General features: G+C 48.7%; 20 protein-coding genes. 9 read left to right on the top strand and 11 right to left on the bottom strand.

The window, feature by feature from the left end:
• Window positions 1-170 precede the first annotated feature (170 nt).
• From IDZ20_RS04045 to IDZ20_RS04080, 8 genes are all read right to left on the bottom strand, one after another.
• Window positions 171-608 (bottom strand): type IV pilin protein, encoded by a 438-nt coding sequence (locus IDZ20_RS04045; RefSeq protein WP_188150135.1) that lies wholly within the window; start codon window positions 606-608, stop codon window positions 171-173.
• A gap of 31 nt (window positions 609-639) precedes the next feature.
• Window positions 640-969 (bottom strand): hypothetical protein, encoded by a 330-nt coding sequence (locus tag IDZ20_RS04050; protein WP_188150136.1) that lies wholly within the window; start codon window positions 967-969, stop codon window positions 640-642.
• 12 nt (window positions 970-981) lie between these two features.
• Complete coding sequence (locus tag IDZ20_RS04055; RefSeq protein WP_188150137.1) at window positions 982-4,713, bottom strand: pilus assembly protein; 3,732 nt, start codon at window positions 4,711-4,713, stop codon at window positions 982-984.
• 64 nt (window positions 4,714-4,777) lie between these two features.
• A complete protein-coding gene (locus IDZ20_RS04060) occupies window positions 4,778-5,323 on the bottom strand; it encodes a pilus assembly PilX family protein (protein WP_245792093.1) in 546 nt (181 codons plus the stop codon).
• A gap of 3 nt (window positions 5,324-5,326) precedes the next feature.
• Window positions 5,327-6,490, bottom strand: a complete 1,164-nt coding sequence (locus IDZ20_RS04065) for a PilW family protein (protein WP_188150138.1) — start codon at window positions 6,488-6,490, stop codon at window positions 5,327-5,329.
• Window positions 6,490-7,032 (bottom strand): type IV pilus modification protein PilV, encoded by a 543-nt coding sequence (gene pilV / locus IDZ20_RS04070; RefSeq protein ID WP_188150139.1) that lies wholly within the window; start codon window positions 7,030-7,032, stop codon window positions 6,490-6,492. Before pilV ends, IDZ20_RS04065 begins: the two co-directional genes overlap by 1 nt.
• The gene (locus IDZ20_RS04075; RefSeq protein ID WP_188150140.1) at window positions 7,023-7,610 is read right to left on the bottom strand and encodes a GspH/FimT family pseudopilin; all 588 of its coding nucleotides are present in this window, start codon (window positions 7,608-7,610) and stop codon (window positions 7,023-7,025) included. Before IDZ20_RS04075 ends, pilV begins: the two co-directional genes overlap by 10 nt.
• Window positions 7,611-7,974: 364 nt before the next feature.
• The gene (locus tag IDZ20_RS04080; protein WP_188150141.1) at window positions 7,975-9,345 is read right to left on the bottom strand and encodes an MFS transporter; all 1,371 of its coding nucleotides are present in this window, start codon (window positions 9,343-9,345) and stop codon (window positions 7,975-7,977) included.
• A 154-nt stretch (window positions 9,346-9,499) separates the two neighbouring features.
• Between IDZ20_RS04080 and IDZ20_RS04085 the strand changes: the two genes are divergently transcribed.
• Window positions 9,500-10,318 carry a sulfite exporter TauE/SafE family protein gene (locus IDZ20_RS04085; protein WP_245792094.1) on the top strand — a complete coding sequence of 273 codons (819 nt, stop codon included), beginning with the start codon at window positions 9,500-9,502 and terminating at the stop codon, window positions 10,316-10,318.
• Between the two features lie 131 nt (window positions 10,319-10,449).
• Entirely contained in the window at window positions 10,450-12,708 is a 2,259-nt protein-coding gene (locus IDZ20_RS04090; protein WP_188150142.1) for a thioredoxin domain-containing protein, read from the top strand.
• Window positions 12,709-12,936: 228 nt separating this feature from the next.
• On the opposite strand, the gene IDZ20_RS04095 is transcribed toward IDZ20_RS04090, so the two are convergent.
• A complete protein-coding gene (locus IDZ20_RS04095; RefSeq protein WP_188150143.1) occupies window positions 12,937-14,064 on the bottom strand; it encodes a glycoside hydrolase family 5 protein in 1,128 nt (375 codons plus the stop codon).
• Window positions 14,065-14,363: 299 nt separating this feature from the next.
• Here IDZ20_RS04095 and IDZ20_RS04100 point away from each other — a divergent pair, with 299 nt between their 5' ends.
• The 7 genes from IDZ20_RS04100 (at window position 14,364) to IDZ20_RS04130 (ending at window position 19,882) form a co-directional block, all read left to right on the top strand.
• Entirely contained in the window at window positions 14,364-15,197 is an 834-nt protein-coding gene (locus IDZ20_RS04100; protein ID WP_188150144.1) for a polysaccharide deacetylase family protein, read from the top strand.
• A gap of 282 nt (window positions 15,198-15,479) precedes the next feature.
• Complete coding sequence (locus IDZ20_RS04105; protein WP_188150145.1) at window positions 15,480-15,746, top strand: PilZ domain-containing protein; 267 nt, start codon at window positions 15,480-15,482, stop codon at window positions 15,744-15,746.
• 353 nt (window positions 15,747-16,099) lie between these two features.
• On the top strand, window positions 16,100-16,282 hold the full coding sequence (locus tag IDZ20_RS04110) for a hypothetical protein (RefSeq protein WP_188150146.1): 183 nt from the start codon (window positions 16,100-16,102) through the stop codon (window positions 16,280-16,282).
• Window positions 16,283-16,368: 86 nt separating this feature from the next.
• Window positions 16,369-16,635 carry a PilZ domain-containing protein gene (locus IDZ20_RS04115; RefSeq protein ID WP_188150147.1) on the top strand — a complete coding sequence of 89 codons (267 nt, stop codon included), beginning with the start codon at window positions 16,369-16,371 and terminating at the stop codon, window positions 16,633-16,635.
• Between the two features lie 136 nt (window positions 16,636-16,771).
• Window positions 16,772-17,971 (top strand): glycoside hydrolase family 5 protein, encoded by a 1,200-nt coding sequence (locus IDZ20_RS04120; protein ID WP_188150148.1) that lies wholly within the window; start codon window positions 16,772-16,774, stop codon window positions 17,969-17,971.
• A 220-nt stretch (window positions 17,972-18,191) separates the two neighbouring features.
• Window positions 18,192-18,596 carry a DUF4332 domain-containing protein gene (locus IDZ20_RS04125; protein ID WP_188150149.1) on the top strand — a complete coding sequence of 135 codons (405 nt, stop codon included), beginning with the start codon at window positions 18,192-18,194 and terminating at the stop codon, window positions 18,594-18,596.
• Between the two features lie 509 nt (window positions 18,597-19,105).
• Window positions 19,106-19,882 carry an alpha/beta fold hydrolase gene (locus IDZ20_RS04130; RefSeq protein ID WP_188150150.1) on the top strand — a complete coding sequence of 259 codons (777 nt, stop codon included), beginning with the start codon at window positions 19,106-19,108 and terminating at the stop codon, window positions 19,880-19,882.
• Here IDZ20_RS04130 and IDZ20_RS04135 read toward each other — a convergent pair.
• Together IDZ20_RS04135 and IDZ20_RS04140 are read right to left on the bottom strand one after the other, a co-directional pair.
• Window positions 19,879-24,090 (bottom strand): fibronectin type III domain-containing protein, encoded by a 4,212-nt coding sequence (locus tag IDZ20_RS04135; protein WP_188150151.1) that lies wholly within the window; start codon window positions 24,088-24,090, stop codon window positions 19,879-19,881. The two genes, IDZ20_RS04130 and IDZ20_RS04135, sit on opposite strands and share 4 nt — an antisense overlap.
• A 48-nt stretch (window positions 24,091-24,138) precedes the next feature.
• Window positions 24,139-25,674, bottom strand: coding sequence for an autotransporter outer membrane beta-barrel domain-containing protein (locus IDZ20_RS04140; RefSeq protein ID WP_188150152.1), 1,536 nt, complete (start codon window positions 25,672-25,674; stop codon window positions 24,139-24,141).
• Window positions 25,675-25,916: the final 242 nt, after the last annotated feature.

Consider the following 25,916-nt stretch of genomic DNA (forward strand, 5'->3'; position numbering starts at 1 on the left):
TATCGCTGCTGAACGTTCGCTAAATCGTGCTAGACGACAAGCGATGCGTATCAATAAAACAGCTGAAGTGTTTGAAGGGGCGCGAGTTTAACACGCCACGGAGAATAATTTGCGGTGAATTTGGCCGTTGTGGGAATTGCGTGGAGTTCCCGTTTTTTAGGGTGAGCTTGCTATGGCCAGCAGTCGTTCCCAGCAGGGGTGGAGGTTTTGCTGCCGAGGCTATCGATGCTCATGGTTAAACAGTTCGAGTCTTCGGCTTGCCCCCCTTGAGCTGTGGCGGTAGCTTTAAAGCAGGCGGTCGTGCCGCAAGCACCGTTGGCAACGGAGATAAGATAGTAGCCGTTTTCGGTTGTTAGGGTAGCGGCGGTAGGAGAAAAGGGTTTGGCGTTTGTGGAGTAGGCATTGGTAGTTGAATACAACATTTCTTGATTTTGAGCGACGTCTAGAAGCGCCTCCATAGCCTCGGCCCGGTGGCTGCGCAACACGCCGTTACGGTAATTCGGCCAAGCGAAAGCCGTCAGTACGGCAATAATCGCTAGAACTATCATCAGTTCAACTAGGGTGAAACCCTGATCGGGTTTACACCTGCGGGATGAGGTTTGTTTCATGGTGATTGCTCGCAACTAATGGATTGGCTGATTAATGTTCTAGCATTGGTCGTTTTGCGTCTGCTGGCAACAGCAGTTCTACGACTTTCATATACTGCTCGCCGGCCACTTCTTTGAGTGAGTAGCGGATTTGTTGGCCGGGCTCGAGAGCATCGATACTGATTCGATAACCATCCAATAGGATTAATGCTTTATAGCTGATGCGATAGTCGCGGCCGCTTACGGTGATCTGCTCCCCCTCCTGGGAAACAGATTCAATGGTGCCGGTGTAACGTGACTCTTCTGCCAGCGCGGAATCAGAAATGAGTTGTGCAACCAAGAGCAATAAGCCGCTTAAAACCAAGGTTTGTAGCTGTTTCATGGGTAAGCCTCTCTATTCCAATTCGCGCCAAGATTGACGCCCAATGTTTTGTGAGCCGGTACTTTCCGAGAAGTCCGAAATTGTGCCGGTGGAACCGCTGAGATACTTCACCTCTTTGGAGCCGTCGCGGAGTATGCCGGGGGTGGTTACCACACCGTTGTCGGTTTGGATTCCCGATGCTGGCGAATCCAGAATACCCGATACGTTATAGTCGAAATCATCGGTACTGAAGGTGCCATCTTCGTTAAGATCGAAAGGTGTGTCGTTTAGGCGGCTGCCGTTAGCGGCGTCTAGCTCCATCAACCAGCTGGAACCGCCCGGCGAGCAAGGCGCTGAACTGGGTAACCGAGTAGGAAAAATAATGCGGCCATTGCGCAGTAGCGAGTCGGACACCTGACGTTCGCCCTCGTTGTCGATAGGTGTTTCATTGCGGTTGACGAGATCTAAGTACCAGCCTTCGTGGCTCTCCCAATTTGCCTCGTTATTGGTGGTGAGGCGAATTTTATAGGTGTAGCCCTCTAAAGTAGCGCTGAATTCGTGCTCGATTTCTTGCTGCAGTAAATCTGCTTTTTCAACCGGTAGGCCGTTGGCATTGCCTTCATGTTGATCCCAAATTCCATAAAAGCTCTGATCGGGTTGGCCTGCGGAGTCGTTGTCGTCCACTTCCATATATTGTCCAGTACCGAAGAAAACCATTAAACCGTCCTGATCAACGTGAGCTCCTATCGCGGGGCGGGTGGTTATGGGCTGGCCTGTATCAGTAGTAAATAACGGAATTTTTGTGGAGCCTTGTGTCCACGCCACTTCCCACTTGCTGGTGGCGCTGTCACTTACATCGAACTTCCACATATTACCCTGTAGGTCACCAGCGTAGATGTAGTCGACGATGTAATCGTTATTGATATCAACCAAAGCGGGTGATGCCAGGCCGTTTGGCGTTCCGGTTGTGCCCGCCAAGGTATCTATTTTTTTGATGATGGCGCCATTACTGATATCGACGATGTAAAGCACGGCGTGGCCGGTGGTACTGGCGTTACCGTCGGCTTCGGTATTGTTGTAGCCATTGCCAAATACCGCTGCCCACTTGCCGTTCGCCATTTTTGCAATAGATGGTTCGCTGTAGGTATAACCTAGATCTGCGTCGTCGCTATCATCAAACTCCCAGAGGAAGATGTTGTTGGCGTTAGCTTCATTGAAGTTTGCCGGGTTGGTGACATCCAGTGCGAAAACGCCTTGACCGCCGCGACCGAGTGCTCCGGCGAGTACCGTGTGCCAAGCGCCGCCATAAAAAGAGTCGACAACAGTGGGCGCCGCGTTTACATAAAACTTGTGATCGTATGCACTATCCGCCAACTCATCGAGGTTGTGATAAACACTGGACGGTACGTAGGCCAGTAGTTCTTCGCCATTACTTGCTTTAAAACCGTGCAGCATACCGTCATTGGCTCCTACGTACACCATAGGGGTGCGATTGCTGTAGGTGGTTCTGAACGCTGCATAGCTGGCGCTTTCTAGTGTATCGGGGTAGAAAAACGAAGGTTTGGGGACGTATTTAGGGTCTGACTCTACGATATCGCCCAACACCGAGCTGCGTGGTCGCAGGTAGCCGGTTGCCGTGCCTTCGTAGGTACGGTCGCCGCGTAGGTAATTGACAATTTTCTGCCCGTAGGTTTGGTTGGCGGCAATTTCTAGGACACTGGCGGTTCCTGTGGCGTAGGGAGAATTATCGAGTAGTTCTGCCACTTGGCTGCTATTCATCTCACTGCTGCCGAGGCTACCGTAGGTTGTTGGGAATCGGAATGGAATTCCACGGCTGCCGTTGTTGCTGATAATGGCGCGACCACTATTGTAATTTTGTGAGTCGAGTCGAGTGCTGGCTTCCCAGTTAGGGCTGCTAGTGTTGACACTGTTGTCCGCATTCAGTGAGTAAGAGAACAGACGCCCGGACCAGTCGCCACTGTTAAATTGCGCTTGGAATACTGCTGTACTCGAGGATATTTGACCGGTACTGGTAGCCACGGATGCGGCGGCAGCATCGCGCTCAGTAATTTCACTTAGAGCTGAGGTTAAACTGTTTAGCAGCTCCTCTGGTGTTTGCGCCGATACATACTCGCCTTTACTGTTGTATGCCGCGTGCCACATATCATCGATTTTGCCTTGATCCGTTAAATAGGGTGAGGATCCCCAAGTGCTGCTTTCCGTTAGCTCAGGATTGGGCCAGCCATCGTTATCTGTGTCGACTAGGTCGCCATTCACACCAAAGGCAACAGGGAAGGTCACTACGTGTTGGTAGGTGGCTGGGTCGGCGTCGTTAGGCACGACGTTGTTGTTTACGCTTGTGTCTAAATCATGGTCGTAGTAGTAGCGTGCAACATCTGCCAGTGTTTTATTTAAGCCGTCGCCATCGCGATCTTCGATTTCAGGATTGACGGGGTCTCCGCCGTTCCAATAGCCGTCGGTAAACAGCACGGTAAAGTTTTGCTGACAGCTCTGAATCACTGGGTTGCCTTTACCGTATAGCCTGCCGCTTAGATATTTACCGGCTGTCTCTAGACCGCGGCGCAGTGGGGTGCCACTGGCTGGCCAGTTATAGCTGTAGAGGTCGTTTAACAGGGCGGCATTATAGCCGGTGTATTTGGTAACGCCTGCGGGGGGAACTTCGTTGAATACCGTGTAACTATTATTGATAACGGATTGACCAAAACGGAAGCCTGGTGAGCCCGATACCACAGCACCTACCGCGCCTTTGGCGACAAAAGAGCGGCGGCGGGCGTAGGAGTACCAATTGGCGACGTTTTGACGAATTTCATCGGCCGTGCGAGCGGGGGTGACATTCGGATCAGTTGCGGTTCCCGCAATGGTACCGCTGGCGGCAACGACCTTGGTCATTGCACCTGTAGTCGCATCGATACTCCATTCAATTTTCTCCCAAGTTACGTCGCTGCTATTTACGGTGTATTGATAGAAATTATCCCAGAGATCGACAACACCATTGGCGACATTTGTGCGATTGATATTGGTGCCTCTGCGTGGGTAGCCATTAGCAGTGTCGAATCCGTGGGAGTCGATCCATACCGAGTAAGTAAACCCCGATAGATCGCGTGTGAGACTGTATCCAGTCGGCTCGGCGCGAGCACTCTGGGCTGGAATAGCATATTGGGTAGCGCTTTCTGATTGTGCGGCTATAGCGGCTATGGCTGGTTGCGGGTCGCTGCGCGCGGCGCTGAAATTAGCGTCGGCTAAGCCTGTTCCAGACCAAGCATTGTAGGTCGCGGTTGGATCGTAGTAGATGACGTTAAAATCCGACGATACTCCGCGCCAATCAGAGTCGAGAACTGTAGCGGTATCACAACTTTCAAGTTTGGGGTAAGAGCCGTTGCACTCTCCGCCATAGGCGTTGTCGTCGTTATCGAAGATGTAGGCTAGGGTACGGAAGCTGTAGTTGCCGTAAACCCGCCAGAGGCCGTCATCGCGAAGTGCAGTACTGCAATCGTTACTGCTGACGCTACCGATCGCATTGCTGTCGTACTGACAATAATGATAGTAGGGTACGGTGAGAATTTCCCAGTCCATCGAGCCGGAGTCGTCCAGCTCGAAAAACACATTGGGGTCGGTGCTGATACCCAAAAATAGAGGTTGATCGGCCAAGTTTAATTCTGCGCTGTGCACGCTTGGATGAATCGTGGCTAAACCAATGCTTGCGCTTAATACAAGTGTGGTCATATTTAATTTTGGGTAATTCATGGTTTACCTTCCCGCTACAACTTTAGCGTTTATCGATCAAATGGAGATGAGTGGCACAGCGTTTTTAGTCGAACCGTTTAATAAACGTAGTGCGCAAATGCACGCGAGTGTCGGCGCTGCCGCCCTGACCTCGTGCAGTTACTTGGTAGTAATATTTGCCTTGGGTAACTTCGCCAGTGCCTATAGTGAGGTTCTCACCTTTTTGAACGAAGGTGCGCTCCTCTAAGATATAAACAGGTGCGGCATGTTGTAGTGAGTTGCCGCTGGCGCTTTGGCCGTTCGTCGTCCACCAACCAAGGCTATTGGTATTCCACCACTTGTTTGCGCCCGGAGCACCTAACGTCCAAAAGCCGTTGGTGCCAGATGTGGTTGGCGTAGGATAGTCGTCGAGGGTCGCTAAGGCCGCTTCAGCAGAAACTAAAGCCGATTCAGCAGCCTCAAAAGCAATATGTTTATCGCGTAAATTACCGCTCATACGCTCTTCCACCAAGGATGTTTGCACGGAGGAAATACCGAGTACCGTGACAACTAACAGCAGAATTAAGGCCACCGCCAGGGTCGCTCCGGACTGGTGTTGATAGGGGTTGTGAAGTGAGTTCAATTGCATCATTGTCTAGCTCCCTAAGGTGCGGTTGCGCAGCGTAATGGTGCGAGTAAACACGCGGCGAAGTCGGCGATCTGAGGCACTTGGGTTGCCGGATTCTCCATTGTAATTAACGCCGTTAAAACGATAGGGCGCCGGGCCGTCGGCGAGATTATCTTCAATGCTTTGCAGTAAAACACTGAGACGTACACTGACAACTTTTGTCCAGTCGCTCACCTTGTCTGCGGTCACATAGGCGTCGGCGCTTTTCAAGTTGTCGTCGTTAATATTTTCGCCGAACAGCATCTGCATACTTTCCACTCCTTCTACCAGTTCTTCCATGGCGCCTATGACAGCGCCGTTAGGGTTCAGCTGCGCGCGAAAAAGTGACGGCGGGTTGGTGGTTAAACTGTTGTGCTTGCTGACTAAATAAATAGTGCCGGTTAACAGTGTCAACGACGGGTCTTGGCCTGGGTCCGTTTTTAGCTTCAGGCTGGTGTCATTGCCAGGGCTGCAACCGCTACTTAAGGTGAGTTTTTGTTTGGCACCATTATCTGCAACACCGCAGGCCTGAACTATGTCGGCGTTGGTGCAGTCGCTCACCATCAAAATGGCGTCTTCTTCAATATTGGCGGTCTTTGGAACTTCGATGACAGTGTTAGCACCGGAGGTAATAGATACGATATCGATATCCGAGTCACCGCCGCCCCAAATGCGAATAATGTCGGAGTTAGCGACAACATCGACAGCCTCTAGGCTGTTGCCGCCAGAGGTTATCCAGTTACCGTTATTGGACTTTACCAGTGCCGAAGTGGGTGAAACATTGCCAATCGTTTTACCGTCTTCAGTATCTTTCGCTTCCCACCCTTGTATGCCGCGGTCAGGCTGAAACGACGAGGGGAAGGTGGCATTCAGGGTGTTGTTGATAGTGGTGTTGGTACTGAAGCAACCGGTAAATCCGGCCATACGAATATCATGCTCTAAAATATCTAAGGCGACTCGACCCGACTCTTGCAGGTGGGAATAGGCTTGAAGACGACGTGAACTTTGGACTTGGTCGGCGTAAACGCGAAAACCTCCAGCCAATACAATTGCGCCTACTGTCATAGCCACTAACAGCTCGACGAGGGTAAGACCCATGTTGCCAGAGATTGGCGAAAATGGGCGTGGGGAAAGACGGGAATTGCGATTCATTACAGCTCCATACCAATAACGTAAAATTGATCTATCACTCCATCGCGGGGTTTGGCATCCCACCAAATTTTGATTGCCAGTTCGTTTCCGGAACCGTCACACGCTGGCGAGGTATCATCGTCGCCGTCATCTGGCGTTGAATCGATACAAACCACCCCAACCCCCGCGGGCAACACGCTCGCTAGCAACGCCTTCCATTCAAAGTAGTCGTGCTGTGCCAGCGCCGTAGCGGTGCATCCAGTTGTTAAACAGCTGCCGGTATATTTGGGTGTAGGGTCGTTGTAGTTGTTGGCTTCATAAGCTTCGGTATTGGCGCGGATACGGCCGGTAAAGTCCTGTGCCATGGAGATAGCTTGGCTACGCAAATACGCCGCTTGATTGCTTTCCACACCACGTTTTTGCATTGAGGCGACACCTAGCAGACCAACCGCCAATATCAAAAATGCAATGATCACCTCAACCATCGAAAATCCGGCCTGTGCTTTTAGTGAAGCCGAGGATGAGTGGCTAACGAAACCTGCCAATGGTTGATTTATGGGCATGATAAATTCGCACCTCCCTCACCGCTGTTAAAAATTCCATCCTGATCGGTGTCGCGCGCACCGCGTACCAAGCCGCCAACATTAACGACAACTGAGCGAGCGTAGGCGGCATCGGTATTACCTGCGCGACAAATTTTAAATTCGGAGACGTTGGCTTTCATGCCTCGGGAGTTAAAGGTAACGGTGTTATCCAAGGTTATATCGACACGGCTGCCAAGGGCGTCGTGAATACGGATTAATATTTCGCCAGCGTCGAGAGTGCCATCGCCATCGTCGTCGTAAAAGGTTAGCCAGCCCTCATTCCAATCGCCGTTGTCGCATGCTTGCGGTGTAATACTGACATCGCTCGGGCAGAGCGAAACCGAACTGGAACGGGTAACGGCGGCATTGCGTGCCATCGATAGCTCGGTTGCCAGCTCATTAACGCTGGTGCGAATCGCACTGCGAGCCGTCGTCTCGACAAACGATGGAATTGCCACCATCAATAAAATAGAAGCAATCGAAAGCACAATCATTAGCTCGATAACCGAGAAGCCGGTGTTCCGTCGAATGTTGTGTGGTGAGCACGTGTGTTTCAAGAGATGTAACCTTCATCAAAGAGATTGGATAACCTTGATGAAAGCCTAGCAACGGAACGGCATAGTCGCTAGCTGGGAGGAGATTAGCGGTACGAATAGGGTATAAAAGGAATAATTAAAAAGTTGTTTATAACAAAACATTGCTTCGAGTCAGTGATTTGTAACAAGCTGACATAAACTATGCGCAGGGATAAAAATCTCATCCAAATCCTGAAAATATTGATCTAAACAAATTGTGACTTAGGTCCTTTTTTTGTCGCTGCTAGTGCCCTAGTCATGTGTGTTTTTCGTTGCTTCAGTGCTTATTAATTTTCACTTCGCATTGTTTGTTATTTTATATTTCGTGACGTGAATAGCATTTAGCTTAGAGGGTTTTGTTTTTGCTGTGAGTAAATAATAGCCCGCTTCCGTAAATGGCAATGAGTAACGATGCGCCACACAATAATATCAATACCAAGGCTAGATCGCCGCCGTTCCCCGTAACTTGATTTTTTATCGCACCACCAAACCCGGAGGCCAAACCCACGCCCATATTCGCGGAAAGTGTCATTGCCGTAGCAACGAAGCCCTCTTGGTTTTTTGGGGTATTTTCCATCGCGGCAGTTCGCGCGGCGTTAAAAATAAACCCGAGCCCCAAACCGGCAAAGGCCCAAGCTAGATAGCCACCGTAAAGCGGAGAGAGGTAGGTTGTTAAATTGACTGGAATGAACGGAGCTATCGCCGAAACCTGTGGGGCGGTTGAAATTGCGATAATCACAATGCCTAAAATTAATAACACGGAACCTAGTTGCATCGATTGCAGGCGCGACAATGTGGGATAAAGTCGCGATGAAAGGTAAGACCCTGCCATCCATGTAATGCAGGCTGCTGTGAGTAGTAAGCCTACGTCGGTAGTGCGAAAGTGCAGTTGGTCGACCAGGAACAGCGGTTGGTAGGTTTGCAAACCGTAGAACGCTGTAAAACTAATAATGGCCGTGGCGATGGGGAGAGATAAGGACGTAGCGCCGCGCCACCATTGCGCCGGCATCATGCGATTAAAGGCGGGTAGTGCAATTAGGATCGCGGGAACAGTTAACAGCCACAACCATGACGGCGGCTGGCTAACTAAGTAGAGCAGCGCGGCGGTGCCGAGGCTAATACGCAACGCCTGCCAAACCATACTAGGATCGCTGCGCTCGTTGGTGAATTTCGTTAGGTGGGCAATGCGCGGAAAAACCAGCAGGGCAACCAGAATAACCGGCACTAGCTGTACCACAAAAATCCAGCGCCAACTCATATAGTCTACAAAATAACCGCCAATGGGTGGCGCCAATAGCGAGGGTACGACCCAGGCAATATCTAATGTTGAAATGGTCCGCGCGCGCTCATTGCCAACAAAAACTAAATTGACCAAGGCGAAGGTCGTCGTCCAGCCGATGCCGCCACCTATGCCTTGTAAAATACGCGCAACAATAAAGCTTGTGGGGCTCCAGCTCACAATAGCCAAAACAATGCCAAGCGTGAATAGAGTGAGACCGAGACGCAGCACATAGGCGGGACCTTTCTGATCAATGCGTTTACCCGCCCAGCACATGCCGACAAGCGATGCGAGAATATAACTGGCAATACTCAGCCCATATAAATCACCACCGCCCAACTGAGACGCAATCGCAGGCATAGCAATGACTAATACTAATTCGTCGAAGGCGTGCAATGCTGTAATAAGCATCAGGCCGATTAACAGTGGGTGTGGCATAATTTTACTAACCTTGCGGTGCGAGGCGCTAAGCGCTAAAAACGCCGTAATCAACTTGGCAGATAAAAGTGTGGCAGTATAGCCACATTCAAGCCGCTTAGCTGGCTTTGTGTTTCGCTGCTTTGTGCTTCACTTTAATGCCCACGAGAAAATAATGATCGCTGATTGGCTCCCTCTTATTCTGTTGCTCTTAGTGAGTGGTGCCTGTGCTGGATTTTTAGCGGGCTTGCTAGGTGTTGGTGGCGGCATAGTGACCGTACCCGTGCTGTATTTAATATTTCCCTTGAGTGGTGTGAGCGCTAGTAGCGCCATGTTAATTGCAACGGGTACCTCGCTATTGGTGATTGTGCCCACCAGTATTAGCTCAATAATAATGCATCATCGTCAGGGTAATATTGATCCTGCCATTGTTAAATTGTGGTGGCCGTTTGTGCTGTTGGGCGTTAGTCTCGGCGTCGTCTTATCCAATTATTTAGGTGGTGATCTCGTCAGCTTGGTGTTTGCTTTACTCGCACTTTGGGCGGCATTTAATCTTAGCTTTTCGCCAGCGACACCAAAACCTAGTTCCGCTTTGCCCACAAAAAGTTGGCAGGCATTGGCAGCTGCTGTTATTGGCGCCTTCTCAGCGGCAATGGGTATCGGTGGCGGAACCTTATCGGTACCGCTATTAAGAATGTGGAATATTCCAACTCACCGTGCAATTGGCAGTGCCGCTGCCGTAGGGCTTTTAATCGCCTTGCCGGGTGCGTTGATGATGCTACTCTACAGCCCTACTCCCCTAGACGCGCCGCCCGCAACCATAGGGTTTGTGTGTTTGCCCGCTTTTTTGGTGATTGCGCCCATGTCGATTCTGTGTGCGCCGCTGGGTGTAAAGCTGGGGAGTTATTTAAATGGCGTCACGCTGCAACGTTTTTTTGCGGGGTTCCTGTGTGTGGTGGCGTTACGCATGCTGTATCAAAGCTTAATTTTTTAGCTTGCTGAGAATAAGATTAAGCTGTTCACAATAATAAAATTTAATAGTCGTTAATTATGATTACTTCCGTTTTTACTAGAACTCTTTTACTCATTCTTTTGTGTTGCCACTGTCTTGGCTGTGGAGAAAATATGGAACCCCCTAATCCCGAGTCTGTGTTGAATATCGCCACGCCGCCTGGGGCAGACGCTTATAGTGCAGAACTAACCGACAGGCTGCAGCAGGCTCTGATCGCCAAGGGCGACGATTATCAGCCGCGTACGCAATACCTGTTGGCGAAAAATCGGCCTAAATACACCAATCGGTTATTGTTCGAGTCGAGCACTTATTTACAGCAGCACGCGCACAACCCGGTTAACTGGTATCCCTGGGGTGAAGAAGCTTTTGCCGCAGCTAAGGCCCTGGGCCGTCCGGTATTGCTGAGCATTGGTTACTCCACTTGCCATTGGTGTCACGTGATGGAGGAAGAGTCCTACGATAATGAAGAAACGGCGAAGATTATCAACCAAGGTTTTATCGCCATTAAAGTCGACCGCGAAGTGCGACCTGATGTTGATGAAATTTATATGACGGCGTTGCACGCAATGGGCAAACAAGGTGGATGGCCATTGAATGTGTGGTTAACCGCCGATAAACAGCCGTTTTTTGGTGGAACCTATTTTCCGCCAGAGGACGGTAATGGCAGGCTCGGCTTTAAACAGTTGTTATTGACGATTCAACAGCAATATCGCGACAACCATGCAGACATTCAAGCCTTTGCAGAAAAACTTTCGACTACGGTTAAAACTTATATCGAAGGTAACAACATTGCCGCCGCCGAAAGTGTTGCCACAATTGATGTGCTCGAAAAGTTGGTAACTGAATACGCGACCCATTTCGATATGCAGTGGGGCGGCTTTAAGCGTGCGCCTAAGTTTCCCTCGTCGCTTTCGTTAAATGCCTTAATGCACGCCCAGTTGCGTTGGCCGGAAGCCGCGACGGAAGAAATGATTAACACCACCCTTACAAAAATGGCGCAGGGCGGAATGCATGATCAAATAGGCGGCGGCTTCCACCGCTATTCCACGGATGCGAAATGGTTAGTGCCGCACTTTGAAAAAATGCTTTACGACAACGCGCTGCTTGCACAGCGCTACACTCAGGGCTGGTTACTGACTAAAAAACCCTATTACCAAGCCACGGCGAAACGTACTTTGGATTATGTGCTTAAAGAAATGACCAGCGCAGAGGGTGGATTCTATTCCGCTACAGATGCCGATAGCCTTGGCCCCCACGGTGAAATGGAGGAGGGTTATTATTTTAGTTGGACGCCCGACGAACTGGCATCCATGCTCAGTACCCAAGAGATGGCCTTGGCGAGTCTATTATGGGGGATTAACGCTCAGGGGAATTTTGAAGGGCGTAGTATTCCCACTGGCTGGACGAGCTTAGATCAAACAACAGCAGAACAGCTGTTAGCTAAAACGGGTTTAATCCCAGAGCAAGCGCGCGAGATGGAAAGTGCGATGCGCGCTAAATTGTATGATGCTCGGCAACAGCGTGCCGCGCCTTTGCGAGATGAAAAACAAATTGTTGAATGGAATGGTTTAATGATTTCCGCATTTGCGAAAGCCGGATTTCATTTTTCGGAGCCGCGCTATTTAGCTGCGGCAGAAGGCGCCGCGATTTTTATTTTAACTAAATTGGTAAAAGAACAGCGTCTGCAGCGGGTGTTCCACCACGGCAGTATTAGCGCTGAAGCATTTTTAGAAGACTACGCGTTTTTTATTGCCGCGCTACTCGATTTATATGAAACCACGCATTCACCGCAATGGCTCGAAGCGGCAGTAGAATTACAAGCCAGCCAAGACAGCCTCTACCAAGACACCGTAAACGGAGGCTATTTTCGTACCTCCGACGATCATGAAGAGTTGTTAGCGCGTGAGAAAAATCAAAGTGATGGTGCCGTTCCCTCCGGTAATTCTTACGCTGTACTGAATCTTCTACGGTTATTTGAGTTCACCCAAAATCCCAGTTACAAAACGTTTGCTGAACTTACTTTAAAAAGTGTAACGCCAATACTCAATCAACAGCCGACCCAACTAGCGGAAATGATGCCGGCGCTGGATTTTTACCACAGCGAAATTAAAGAGGTTGTTTTGATTGGCAACGGGGACGCGGCAGCACTTGAACCCTTACTGACGGTTGTTAAACAGTATTGGTTGCCGAATAAGGTTTTGATTGTGACAGACGAGAGCGATATTGCTGAGCAGGAAAAGTTGTTGCCACTGTTAGGCTATAAAAAAGCATTGCAAGGAAAGCCTACCGCGTACGTGTGTTACAACAAAATATGCGAGCTGCCAACGCAGAGCGTGAGTGTGCTAACGGATCAGTTACTTGGCGGCGAGTAGTTTATGAGCCAGTAACTGTTTTGACGAGGCCTTTTTGATAGTGGTTTTTGAAAGAAACTTGCGAGGAAATAGCTTAGAAGGAGACAAGCTAAAAGTAGCCATTTACAGAGCAGAAAAAGACAGAGGCGCGTCTCCCTCAAGCCTACATTTTTGAATGTTATGCATGAGGGAGAGCAACGTTTAGATATTTACATTATCGTGATATTTGTTCACTGCGTTTTTTCGCGGCTACCAATTTAAAATTAAATCCTTTACTAACGTGCCGGATGTTGTTAGATCGCTAGCTGACCAGTTGCCGGTAGTACTGGCGCCAGACTTCAGTGCCGATGCTCCTTCAGCCTTGTCGTTTAAGGCCCAGTTGGCATGGCTTAAATTATTGGTGCGCATAAAATCGACCCAAGTGTTAGTCGATGCAGTGTCTACCGCGCCGTCGCCACTAGCGTCTACCGCTCCCCATTCCGTTACGAACAATGCGATCCCCTTGCTAAGTGCCGTGGTGGCTTTGGCACGCAGTGATGCTTTGTGAGTGCCGGCATAAAAGTGCAGAGTGTAAGCAATATTAATATGACCGGTAATGGGGTTGTCTGCGGCAACGTCGACGTCTTGTGACCATGTAGGTGTGCCGACAATAATAAGGTTGTCGGGGTCTTCGGCGCGAATGGCCGCAATTACATCTTCCGCGTAGGGTTTGATGTCGTTTGCCCAAGAGGTGGTGTTCAACGGTTCGTTATAAATTTCATAAATAACGTTTGGATAGCTACCGTAGGTTTGAGCCATTTCCGTAAAAAAGGTTTCGGCTTCCGCTTGGTAATCTTCCGCGTGGTGGCTGTGCCAATCAATGATCACGTACATGTCGTTGGCAATGGCGGCGTCTACTACGGTTGTAACTCGGGCCTTGTTGCCGGTTGGGTCACCAATATAGCCACCGTTATCATCTACACCCATAGAGGCGCGCACCAGTTTCGCATTCCAGTCCTGTTTCAGCCAAGACACCACCTCGGCGGTATAGAATTTTTCACCGCCCCAGCCAGTGTTACTCCAAAACAAGCTAGGCCCTGCGATGCTATCGACATTACCGCCAAACAGTATTTGATTGCCGCTTACGGTAATCGGCGTAACCGACCACTCTCCGCCAGAGCTTGAACTTGTCGAGCTGCTAGATGAGCTGCTAGAAGAGCTACTTGAGGTCGAACTGCTGGACGAACTAGACGAGCTGCTAGAACCACCAGAGGAGCTAGATGAACCGCCTCCACAGGCCACAAGGGCAGTGGCGGCAAGGCCTAGAATGAAAGCCTTGACGATAGACGCAGTGCTGAACCGCGGCGCGGCTGATGTGCACAGATATGAGTGGAGCATAATAAAACCTCATTATTATATGAATGCCGAGCGTGCGCTTTCGTACAGCTAATATCGCGCATTGGGTGTTGTGAGCGCTGATAGAGCCTTGTGTCGACGTCTATCCGATAGACCGCCAGCGTGGCAGGAGTTAGATTGATCCGCAAGTATGGCGCGCGCCATCTCAATGTAGGGTGAAATATACTCAGTGTTAACCGCTAGATTTAACGTGGTTATTACATCCGCCGCGCTATAGTTAGCCAAACTTAGCCACTAAATTGTTTGTTGGCTGCCAACTTCACAATAATCGAGTCGATACTATGGATAGGGTAAAACTTTCTCGCCTTGCAGTTGCAGGGTTAATCGTTACCGTTTTAAGCCTTGTGAATACGGGTGCTAGCGCGGGTGATAGCTGGAACCATAAACGCGCTGCGGTCAGCCTGACCTATGATGATTCACTAAACGTGCACATAGACCGGGTGGCGCCAGCTTTGGAAGCTCGTGACCTACTGGGTACTTTTTACATCACCTCTTTTTTTGAGCCGTTTCGCGCCCGCGTCAACGATTGGCGCCGCTTGGCTCACAACGGCCACGAACTGGGTAATCACACCCTGTTTCACCCCTGCGAGGGCAGTGGCCCTGGGCGTGGCTGGGTGAGCCCTCACTTAGATTTAAGCAAATGGACGGCGCAGCGTGTGGCGGACAATATTTTAATGAACAACACGCTACTCGAAGCGGTTGATGGCCGAAAAGAGCGCACCTTGGCCTTCCCCTGTGGGGATACGCTCGCGGGGGGTGCCTCTTACCTCGATAGGGTTGAAAGCGAGTTTGTCGCTTTGCGCTCGGTCGGTGGTACAGCGCCTAAATTCACAGAGGTGGATCTAGCGGCGATTCCATCCTACATGGTGAACGGCAACAGCTTTGCCGACTTAAAAGCCCAAGTGGACAATGCGATAGCAGAAGAGCGTTGGCTGGTATTTTTATTTCATGGCGTGGGTGGCGAGCACAGTTTGGATGTTGCCGCAGAAGTGCACGATCAGTTGCTGGATTATTTGCAGCTTAAGCGTGAGCAGGTTTGGGTTGCACCCACGGTTACTGTTGCCAAGTACATAGCGGCGGAAAAGGGACCGGCGGAAGGCCGAAAGACGCCGTAACCCAACGATTCGGAGCGATCCATCCTAAGGTTTTAGACGTTCCATATGTAGCCATGCGCACTACGCTTCGTGGAGTCGTTATAGCCAATTTGGAGCGCAAACTAATGTTGATCAATTCAGTGGTCAAGCTCTGCTGTCAATCGCTGCGCGTTGGGCACAAATGGCTGGAACGTCGCGCAACGTGATTAGCGTGTCTATACTCTAATTGTCGGTCGCGATGAGCAGCTTATTTCGATCGCAAAAAACGTCAAACAATACCCAATAACATCTAAGTATCTACCTATGGATAATCGTCGCAAGCATCCCCGTATCCCCGTTACTGTAGAGGTTAAAGTATCCCATCCCAGCATTGGGGAAAAGATTGTGAAAACCCGAAATATTTCCGATAACGGATTATTTATATTGGTTGACCCGTCAAATATGCCGCCAATTGGCACCGTGGTAAAGGGTCAGGTACAGGGCCTGCAAGTGGATGCGCCGATGCTGGATATGCAAATTGTTCGGGTTGAAACTGTTGGTCTTGGGCTGCAGTTTGTCGATGCTCAGTAGCCAGACAGGCGGCGTTATATAAATTTGTTTGTTTAAGTGTCAATCACTTAAGGCTCGGCAAATTGGCGATTGGTAACGGAAGCTTCTCGATCTATATGTTTCTGCAAGTCTATTTAAAACAGAACAATTCAATTCTCCCCTATCTACCATGAGACCTAGGTGTAAACCATAAAAAGGTGTGCTCTATGAGGGCTCTTGCCGTTGTGTTTTGCCTTTGTAAAACCCTGTAAAACCTATGGGCTGGTGTCTTGTGCAGAACCGGTTGAATGCCTCACTATAGATCCAACAAAAACGCATCGTCTCAACGTTACGGGCAGTGTGCAAATCGGTTTTGATTGGAAGGGTGTCGCATCATGAGTCTTCATAAGGTAAAAAACGCTCTAGCCATCTTTGGCGTATTTGTGCTGTTTGTAATGGCGCGGAATATCGAAATTTACTACCAAGGGCAAGGCTCCAATACGCGTTCTTCGTCTATAGTTTTGATAGAGCCAATGCTCGGTTCCATGGCGCAAACTGAACAGGAATGGGAGAAGTAAAAATGATAAGTACCACGGCCTCACAGAACAGTTCGGCATACTTAATAAACCCCCTTAAGAGCGATCAATATAAACGGATGTCTACTATGCATGAACTTCGATTTAAGCCTAGATTTGCAATGACGATGGACGTAAAAATATCAACGCCACTTGAGGGTGATCGCGTGCTTGTAACTAAGAACATATCGGATAGCGGAATGTTTCTAGTTGGTGATAGTCATTTGCTTCCAGAGCTTGGCGCTATTGTTGATGGCGAAATTCAAGAATTAATTGAAACTGTACCCATTCCGAAAATGAAAGTGGTAAGAGTGGAACCGCAGGGCGTAGCCGTAGAGTTTATTGCGAGCAGCTGATTACGCTGCTAAGCGTTATGCCCGTAGGTGCCGATGAGCGCCAATTTCAAACTGAGTAACAAATATTTAATCGCTGACGTATAACTCTGCGTATAATCACGCCATCTTTTTAATTTGTTTATCCGAGAGAGTACTGATGAGATTTAAATTTGCAGTTAAATGTATAGTTGGCGTGACGTTGGCTTTAGGTGCCTGTTCTAGTTTGGCTGGTTTTAGTGTTAATGGTACTCAATTGCTAGACGCGAATGGCCAGCCTTTTGTAATGCGCGGTATCAATTACGCTCACACTTGGTTTAAAACCAGCTACGCGAGCGCTCTTCCCGATATAGCCGCTACCGGCGCCAATAGTGTCCGTGTCGTGCTTTCTGATGGCCAGCGCTGGGAAAAAGATCCAGCCGCGACCGTTGCTGAAATCATTCGCATTTGTAAAGAAAATAACTTAATTGCCATGTTGGAAGTGCACGACATAACTGGCTCGGGTGATGAAGGTGCCGCTGGCGATTTGGTGGCTGTACGAGACTATTGGATAGAGCTAGCTGATATCTTAATCGGCGAAGAAGATTACGTTCTCATTAATATTGCCAATGAACCGTTGGGCAATAGTCCGTCGGCGAGCGAATGGATCAATGATCATAAAATTGTAATTCAAAGCCTGCGTAGTGCTGGGCTAACTCATACAATAGTAGTAGATGCTCCAAGTTGGGGGCAGGATTGGCGTAACTACATGCTGGATAATGCATCGGCTGTTGCGGCGGCAGATAGTTTGTCTAACACCATGTTCAGTGTTCATATGTATGAGGTTTATAACAGCCAATCTAAAGTAGAAAACTATATTAGCGAATTTTTGGCCGAGAATAACTTGCCCTTAATTGTTGGCGAATTTGGCGGCGATCACCAAGGTGCAAATGTCGATGAAGATAGCATTATGGCGTTTAGTGAAGCCATGGATGTAGGTTATCTAGGCTGGTCTTGGACGGGTAATGGCGATTGCTGTACAAGCCTGGATATTGTTAATAATTTTGATGCTAGCGACCTTACCCCTTGGGGCGAGCGCTTTATCAATGGCGCCAACGGTATTAGAGCTACTAGTGTTTTGGCGACAGTATATGACGGCGGCGCAAGCTCAAGTTCGTCCAGCTCTAGCACGTCCAGTTCATCTAGCTCATCCAGTTCGTCTAGCTCTAGCACGTCTAGTTCATCAAGCTCGTCAGGCAGTAGCCCCGAGAGTGAAAATAATACCTCTACATCTAGTGGTGGCGGTGTATTTGGTTTGTTTTTTGTATTACTACTGGGTTTTTTCGGGGTACTCCGCAGTACTCGCTATAACGGCTTGTAAAATGCTGTAAAACCTACTTTGATTTACTTGAAGTCAAGTCCACCTCGACGGCATTATGTGAGTCTGTAGTTGGAGTTAAGAAGTTAGAGTTAAGAAGTTAGAGTTAAGAAGTTAGAGTTAAGAAGTTGGCGCTCGTAAGCTGGTGTTAATGACCAAGTAGCGCAAAGCAGAAATAAGCACGCAACGATATAATTTAATAAATTAATACAGGACTATAACTATGAAGAAGTTAACTGATATTGAATCTATTGGCCCAGTATATGCTGAGAAACTGAAGGCGGCAGGTGTAATGGGTGTGGCGACTTTGTTGTCTAAGGGCGCAGAAAAGAAGGGTCGTGCCGAAATTGCTGAGAAAACACAAATCAGTGAGAAAATGATTTTGAATTGGGTGAACCGCGCTGATCTAGGCCGTATTAGTGGTGTTGGCACCCAGTATGCTGATTTACTCGAGGTTGCAGGCGTAGATACGGTTCCCGAGTTAGCACAGCGTAACGCCGAAAACCTGTTTGAGAAAATGTCAGAAATTAACAGCGAAAAGAAATTGGTTCGCGTGCTGCCATCTCAAAAGGCTGTTGCCGACTGGGTTGCCCAGGCCAAATCTTTGCCACGCGTTGTTAATTACTAATAATTGTTAACTACCGATCACTATTAACCATAGTTAAGGGTAATATTTGTTAGCGAACATTGACTATTTTAAGGTTGTTCTAATCTAGCTTTAGACAAACGCGGCAAATTATTACGGATGGTTTTATCTAAATATCCCCAAGTGGAAAGTGATTCGCTTGGGGATATTGGTTTAATAACCTCGATTATTTGTAAGACACCAAGTATCTACCCGCAAAACCGTTTATTTTGCCCCCATCGCCCCAAGTTACTGTTAATTCGAATACAATCTGCCGTTATATCTTAAATAACATAGTGAATAACCCTGTGGTTAATGGCTTATCAGTTTTTGTGCCCAAGTTAATGGTTGTCGCTGCCGTTCGTCTCAATTCTTTTTGGGGTAAGTCTTCATGGCAAAAATGTCTGGGTTTAGTATGTTGGTGTCCGACATTATGTTTAAGCTTGGTTGCTTGCACGTCTATCTACCCTAGCGAAAATTTTCTTAAATCGGCCCGGCTTGAGCAGAGCTGGGTGGACGGTATTGAATTTAATCACCGCTTGTACCGCAATAACCTGTCATCTCCAGTAGTGACTACTATCCCCCTTAAGAATCGCTTGCACCTCTATATCGGCGGCGATGGCACACCTTGGCAGGCGGGTCGCTATGTTAACGCTGATCCAACACCGCGCAATCCAATCACGCTTAAGTTAATGGCGCAGGAATATAATCCTGCTGTATTTCTCGGCCGGCCCTGTTACTACGGTGACCTAGCAAACACCGCGTGTAGTAGCGATATTTGGACGTTTGGTCGATATTCCGACGATGTAGTTGCGAGTATGGCGAAGGCTATCTCTGCAGAACTGAGTGAAATGCAAAACCCCGAGTTGGTATTGATTGGCTATAGTGGCGGCGGAACCTTGGCGGTATTGTTGGCATCGCGGTTACAGAATGTGGTTGCTCTAGTAACGATTGCGGCAAATTTAGATACGAAAAAATGGACGGATATTCACGGCTATCTACCCTTAGCAACCTCGTTAAATCCCACCTTTGATAACGCCTCGCTTGTGGATGTAAAACAAATACATCTAATTGGCGACAGAGACCGCAACGTTCCTTACGCGGTGACCGAAAGTTATGTAAGCCGCCACGGAGGTCTGGTTTGGAACTATCCGACCTTTGATCACAGCTGTTGCTGGGTTGCACAATGGCCGACTATATTACAGCGCGTAAATGCTGAAATTAATCGGCCCCCAGCTACAACAACGACAGATGATTACTCGTCGAAGTTAAACGTTCGTAACCGCTAAGGCGTGATACTATTTTCGTTCTCCCAGCGCAGAAAATAGTCGTGTAGTAACGGTGTAATTGTTTTGCTGCCCATAATTGCGCAATTAATTGTAGTGTTATTCGGAAGTGAACAATTCGCTTCGCTACTCGATTCGAACGGCGCGTTGTCGCTGTGGCAGCCAGCGCCGCCGCAGCCGAGCGACGGCACAACAAGATTGTTTAAATCCCCAAGTGATACATAGCGGCGAACATTGTTGATGTCGCGACTAACCGAGAACTGGTTGTCTAGGCCGCGCGCGCGAATTTGTAAGTTCATGGCATCTGGGCAACTGGGTGACACACTGAGGTTGCTAGCTCCGGTACTGGAGGTGAGTGTTGAGTTTAAACAGGTGCCGCCAGCGACACGAAAGACCTGATAACTTACCCCTACTGTATTGTTGTCGTTATGGCTCCAGCTCAAATTGATCTGAGTATCGCTGACGTTAACGTTAATATTATTAGGCGCGCTTGGGTAGCTGACACCTACTTGGGTGTTAGAAAGCGTGTTGGCGCTGGTAGAGATAGCCTCAACGCTATAGCCGTAGCGATTGTTCGGTGTCAGACCGCTATCGACGATTGACCAGTTTTCTGGCGACGCCCCATCACAGTCGGCGCTTTGCTCACAACTTGCGGAAACAACTATCTCAGTCGGTACGCAACTGAAGTCTGCACTGCGATCGCAGCGGCGTAAAATATAATTCGCTTGCTCTAACCCTGCCGGTTGTTGCCATTCTATGGTGAGTTGCGTGGGTGTTGTAGCGGCGGAACTTATTTGTAGAACCGGCTTGCTTACCACGGTTTCGGTTAGTGTGTTTGATAAAAGGCGAACATTGTTGTCGGCTATGTCGCCATCAAAAAATATTGCTTCAATTAAATAGCTATAATTATTTCCGGTAGTGACATCCGTATCGCTATAGCTGAGTGCCGATAAATCACCGTCGCAGGTGTTTTCTGCGAAGGATTCATTGTGGCAGTTTTCAAGTGACACCTCGGGTAAAACCATTTCGTTTAGCACGGCCTCGAATAGCTCACCATTATCGCTACCTAGTGACTTATAAATATTAATACTGCTCGGTTTAATGCCGAGCGGGTTGGATGCCCACTGCATCGCAATTGACGCGTCGGTAAGTTGTTGCGTGCTTAACCTTAACTCGATCGCCGAAAATTCGAGATCAACACGACCGGCGACTTCGGAAATAGATGCATCATCGATAGCTGACGCATCTTGTAACTGGTAGTCAAATGAAAGTGTCGAAGTCGCACTCGGCAAACGCTCAGGCAGGGCGATAAGAAGTTTATTGTCCTCGCTTTTGCTAACCCAATTCGTCTCGGTTAAATTGTAGGGGGCTTCGGGTTGGTTCACTACAAGCTCAATAGTCGATAATTCACTATCACCAAAATCGTCAGCGATAAATTGACTATGACGTAAAATATCCAAAGTGATATAGGCATCACCGGGGGTGTAGGACGCGATTGGATCGAAATTCTCCTCTGGCATTGTTGCAGTGCTATAGGCGATTAGTTTCGCGCGCGGTTTTTTATCGACGACTAGAATTTGGGTTTGAATATCATCATTACTGTGTAAGCTGATCGCATAGCGGCAAGGCGATATATCGCTAATCAGTGTTGCGATACTGCTAGTTTTTGCGTGTAAAAATGCTGCGCTTTCGCAATTGTTTTCTATTGTCCAGCTCGGGCTCTGTAAGAAGTTAAATAGCTGCGATGCGTCAAAGCTAATGGTTTGGCCTTCGCCATTTATCGAACCATCGGCATTAACTTCACTGCCAATGTCATTGCGGTTGCTCTCTTTCACTCGTATATCGAAGGGCGAAAGGCTTTGCATGGGGCCGGTTTCGTCAGAAATTTCTGGTACGAAGTCAGCAATGTAGTTGGTAAGAGTTGTTCCTGCTGATTGTGATTCGCCGTTAAAGTCCGTCCAAAATCTATCATAAGTCAGGCGGGCGATAGGCATTTGTCCTCGGGTTAAAATTTTGTCCGCTAAATTAATAATATTATTCGGCGTGCCATCGTCACCGACAGCGCCAATAAATTCATCTAGATGCGAAAAGTTTAGTGGCAGTTCCGCCAGTTGAATATGACAGGCACGACAGTACTTGGCGAATACTTGATGATACAGGTCTGGGGCGTCCTCCCAGCCGGGCAATAGATTGTTGCCGTTAAAACTTTGATTGTCGACGTCGCTCTGGTACCAGCTATTGATCAGTGCGATGGGGGCATCCCAGCGAGTGGCTTCATCTAGGCGAGTATCGTCAACTGTGGGTTCACTGGTATCTGGCTGGTTCGCTAAATAGCGAGCACGCGCATCGATGAAGGTGAACAGCGTGTGCTGGTTAAAGCGTCGAAACTGCTCGGCTTGTTGTTCACGCGAATAATCCGCTGGATCGACGCCTACTAAAAGGCTTTCGTTTAGAGATGGGTCTACAAAACGTTGGTCTTCGGCGCGGGTGTAAAGATAGGCGTCCATATCGAATGGCATAAATGTGGAGTTGATATCGGCGAGAGCAAGACGGTCTGCATCGCTTAAGTTATTGATTGTTGTGTCCCGCTCATCCAATGACGTGAAGCGGCCCGAAAATTCGACCAAATTGGTTCCGGTCGACTCCGTACCCAGCTGCACTTCAGTGTAAGGCGAACCCGCGTGACATGCCGTACAAACACCCGGTACAAATTTTTCGCCGCGACCGTCAAAATTCATGCTGCCAACACGCTGTTGTTCACCGGTATTTTGGTCGGGCACATAGGCATAAAACTTAACAATTTTGTCGCTTTGCTCGGCACAACTTTTTGTCGTGTCGAGCGCGCTGTATTCCATCACTACGGTGGCGAAGTTGTTGCGCCCCTGTATAGCAAGCTCCAAACTTGGGAAATTCTCCACATAGGAATACACGTTGCCGCAGTCGTCGCGGCGCATAAACATATCGCGACCAAAACCCAAGTCGTAGTTGTTTATGTAGGTGGCGTGAGCGAAGCTCGGGTCGCTCGTATCGGTCGCACTAGAATTAAAACCGCGTAAGCTTAGCCAGCGTGAAAGTGTGGTGGCGTTATTGTCTGGGTCAATTAATCGGTAATAGGTGTTAGCTGTGCTCAGGCTCTCGATGACTTTTGAGCGCCGAATGGCTTCTGCATTTACGTCCTGAGCTGCAATTTCATCGTGGGTGTTTAACCAGAGTAAACCCGAGTCCCAGTGATCGTCATTGGTTTGATCGTCGCTGCCGCTCTCGCGAATAATGAGCCGTGCATTGTTGTTCGTGCTAACAAATGAAAAGCGCTGAAAGGTTCTGGCGCTATCAATGCGTTGAAGCTCGAAACGTTTGCAGCGCAACTCGGTGGCAACACAGTTTGGACCTGTTTCAAACTCGCTGTTAATCGCATCAATATCGATTGCGGGGATGGCTATCAAGTGCGTTGGATTGAAATAAGCGGTAGCGGCGGTGGTTAAATCGGTGTCGGCGCGTGTTAAGCCCGCTTGCCAGCTACCGGATAATGTCTGGCTTTTAAGCTGAAGTTGGCAAAGGTTCTGATTACTGCCGAAGTTGCAGCTGGGGTGTGGTGCTGCAGGTTCCCACTCTACAAAATCATCAATCTGCACTGTGTAGTCATCCTCGACGGAAACTTCGTCTTCGTCTAAATCGAGCGCGACAACGAGGGTGTAGTTATTAAAGTTGGGTGATTGCACGGCTTTTTGACTGAGAAAAACATTAGCGTCTTTGATCGGTTGAATATTAACGGTAAGCGTATCTTGCGCACTTATATTGTCGGCATCGGTGACGGTTAATTCAAATTCGATCTGAGTCGGCGTGCTGACCTTGGGGATTTTAAATAGCTTGGTATTGCGCGTGCGTTCGATTAAAGCGTTATTTATAGTTTCAAGACTCAAATCTTCACCATTTATGGAAACAGCAACAAACGCGTAATCGAGAATTGGATCATCTAACCCGTCACTATCCTTACCGGTTATAAGAATGTCAGATCCGGAACGTAAACTGTATTCACCGTTAATAGCAGGCGCACCGATAATTGAGATTTTTGCGACCGGTGCAGCGTCGTCATTACTGGTAGATGGGCCACAGCCAAATAAAAGGGTTGTACAAATACTAGAAACGATTATTCGCAATGTACGTTGGTAGTATAAATTGGAACAACACGATAATGAGGTATAGATGTTCATTGGCATATCCTTGTGCAGCTGCGCGGGCAATAAATGATATTGCTGTGGCTAAAATTCATAACGTAAGCCAGCAGCAAGCTGACTTTGCTTGTAATGTTCTAAACCTAAAAGTGTTCTGAATTGAACGAAAACCTGTATGCCGCCAGCCGCGGACGAATTCATTGCGGTTTGACGTGCGCCGCGTAAAACGCTTGATACACCAAGCGAGATAACGCCGTAGGCGCTGTCTGGCGTGTCTGTAGGTAGGGCGAAGGTAGCATCGCTGTCGATATTGTCTTGGTTTAGTAAGTCGGCACTGTTGAGGTAGACGGCTTTTATTTCTCGAGATTGTGCATCCAGCTGGTTGCGAAGCTCGGCGCTAAAATAGGGCAGAATAACGCCGATACTTGGGGTGAAGATGTAGTTTAATTTCACCCCAATGGCAGACTCTAGTGAATCAAACTTTTGTGCGGCAACTAAAAAGGCAAAACCGTCGTCGCGAAGATCTGTTTCGCTATAGCCGTCTATTGAAGTGTTGGTGTAGCTGAAACCGATGTAGGGTTCTAAGCTAAAGCGCGAGCGTGGAAATAACGTATAGCCGAGGTCGAGATTACCGCTTATTGCATTTGCGTTTGTATTGCTAACGGCCGTGGTATCGGTGCTATCGACACCTGGGTTAAGGGAGGGGTAGCGAATACTGCGCTCGGTGTCGAATGACATGTGTTGATAGCCCAAGGCGAGACTAAAATAAAACTGGTCTGACTGGTAGAGCGCAAAGGGTTGAAGTGAAACGCCAGACATATCAACCGTACCATCGACAATACTTTGAGTTGAATCGAAATCGAGCGTTTCGGCTTGGTAGCCAAGCATAATCCCGGCAACCCAATTGTTGTTGTAGCGATAATCAATGCCGCCATTTAGGGACGCGCCATCAAAATCAAATGCATCTTCGCGCTGCGTCGCAGCTCGGTCGCCATAGCTGTAATCCGCATTCAAGAAGAACCCCCAGGGGGACCAAGCGGGAATTGTGTCGCCAGCCCCCCCTCCTTTTATACCGCCTGTTCGGGCGACTACAGCGCTGGAACTACCATTCACATTCATCGAGAACTGGCTGCCGCCGCCGCGTAGCGCGGTGATACGCGTGGCCAGCCCAGCCATTTGACCGCTAACAAAGCTGTCGGACATATCCCCCTGCGCGGCAAACTCTTCGCCGGCCGTCCAACGAAGCGAGAAACCCAATCCTTCTAAATCCAACCCCAAACTAAACAACGTGGGGCCGCTGCCATTTAATTCGTTGGCGGTGTGTACCAGCTCACGCACGGTGGCCCAGGTTTTGAACGTTTCTGCAGTGCACTCTTCGGTTGCACTGCGTTGGGTATCGGTGCAGCCGCTTTCCTGCAGTCGATCATAAGCGGCTTGGTTTGCAATCGCGGCACGCCGTTCTAGTTCGGAGGCATATTCACTTTGAAAATCATTGAGGTTGGCGTTGACCTCTGGGGTTAAAAAGACACTGGAGATGATAAAAGCGACGAGCGTGTGAGCAAATAATGGTGAAGTAATGCGGTTGCCAAATATGGCAGCTATTAATAATCCGTTAGTAACCATCGTGGATAGCACTCCGTGTTTTGGCTATTGTGTTAGCGCGAAAAAATAATTAAGTGGTTGCGAATTTTTAAAATGGTTTTGGATCTTGTCAGCGTACACTTTCACTTCTCTGGTGAAAAAGTAGGCTCGATTAAAGTTAAGGCTAATGCTTACGACTTAGTTGGCGGAGGTTTACTACCGTTACCGGACAGCTGTTTTTCTCCGCGAGCGATTTAGTCGCTATGCTCGCAGTGATAGCTGTC

Origin of the sequence: Teredinibacter waterburyi (assembly GCF_001922985.1) — a bacterium.
GTDB lineage: Bacteria > Pseudomonadota > Gammaproteobacteria > Pseudomonadales > Cellvibrionaceae > Teredinibacter > Teredinibacter waterburyi.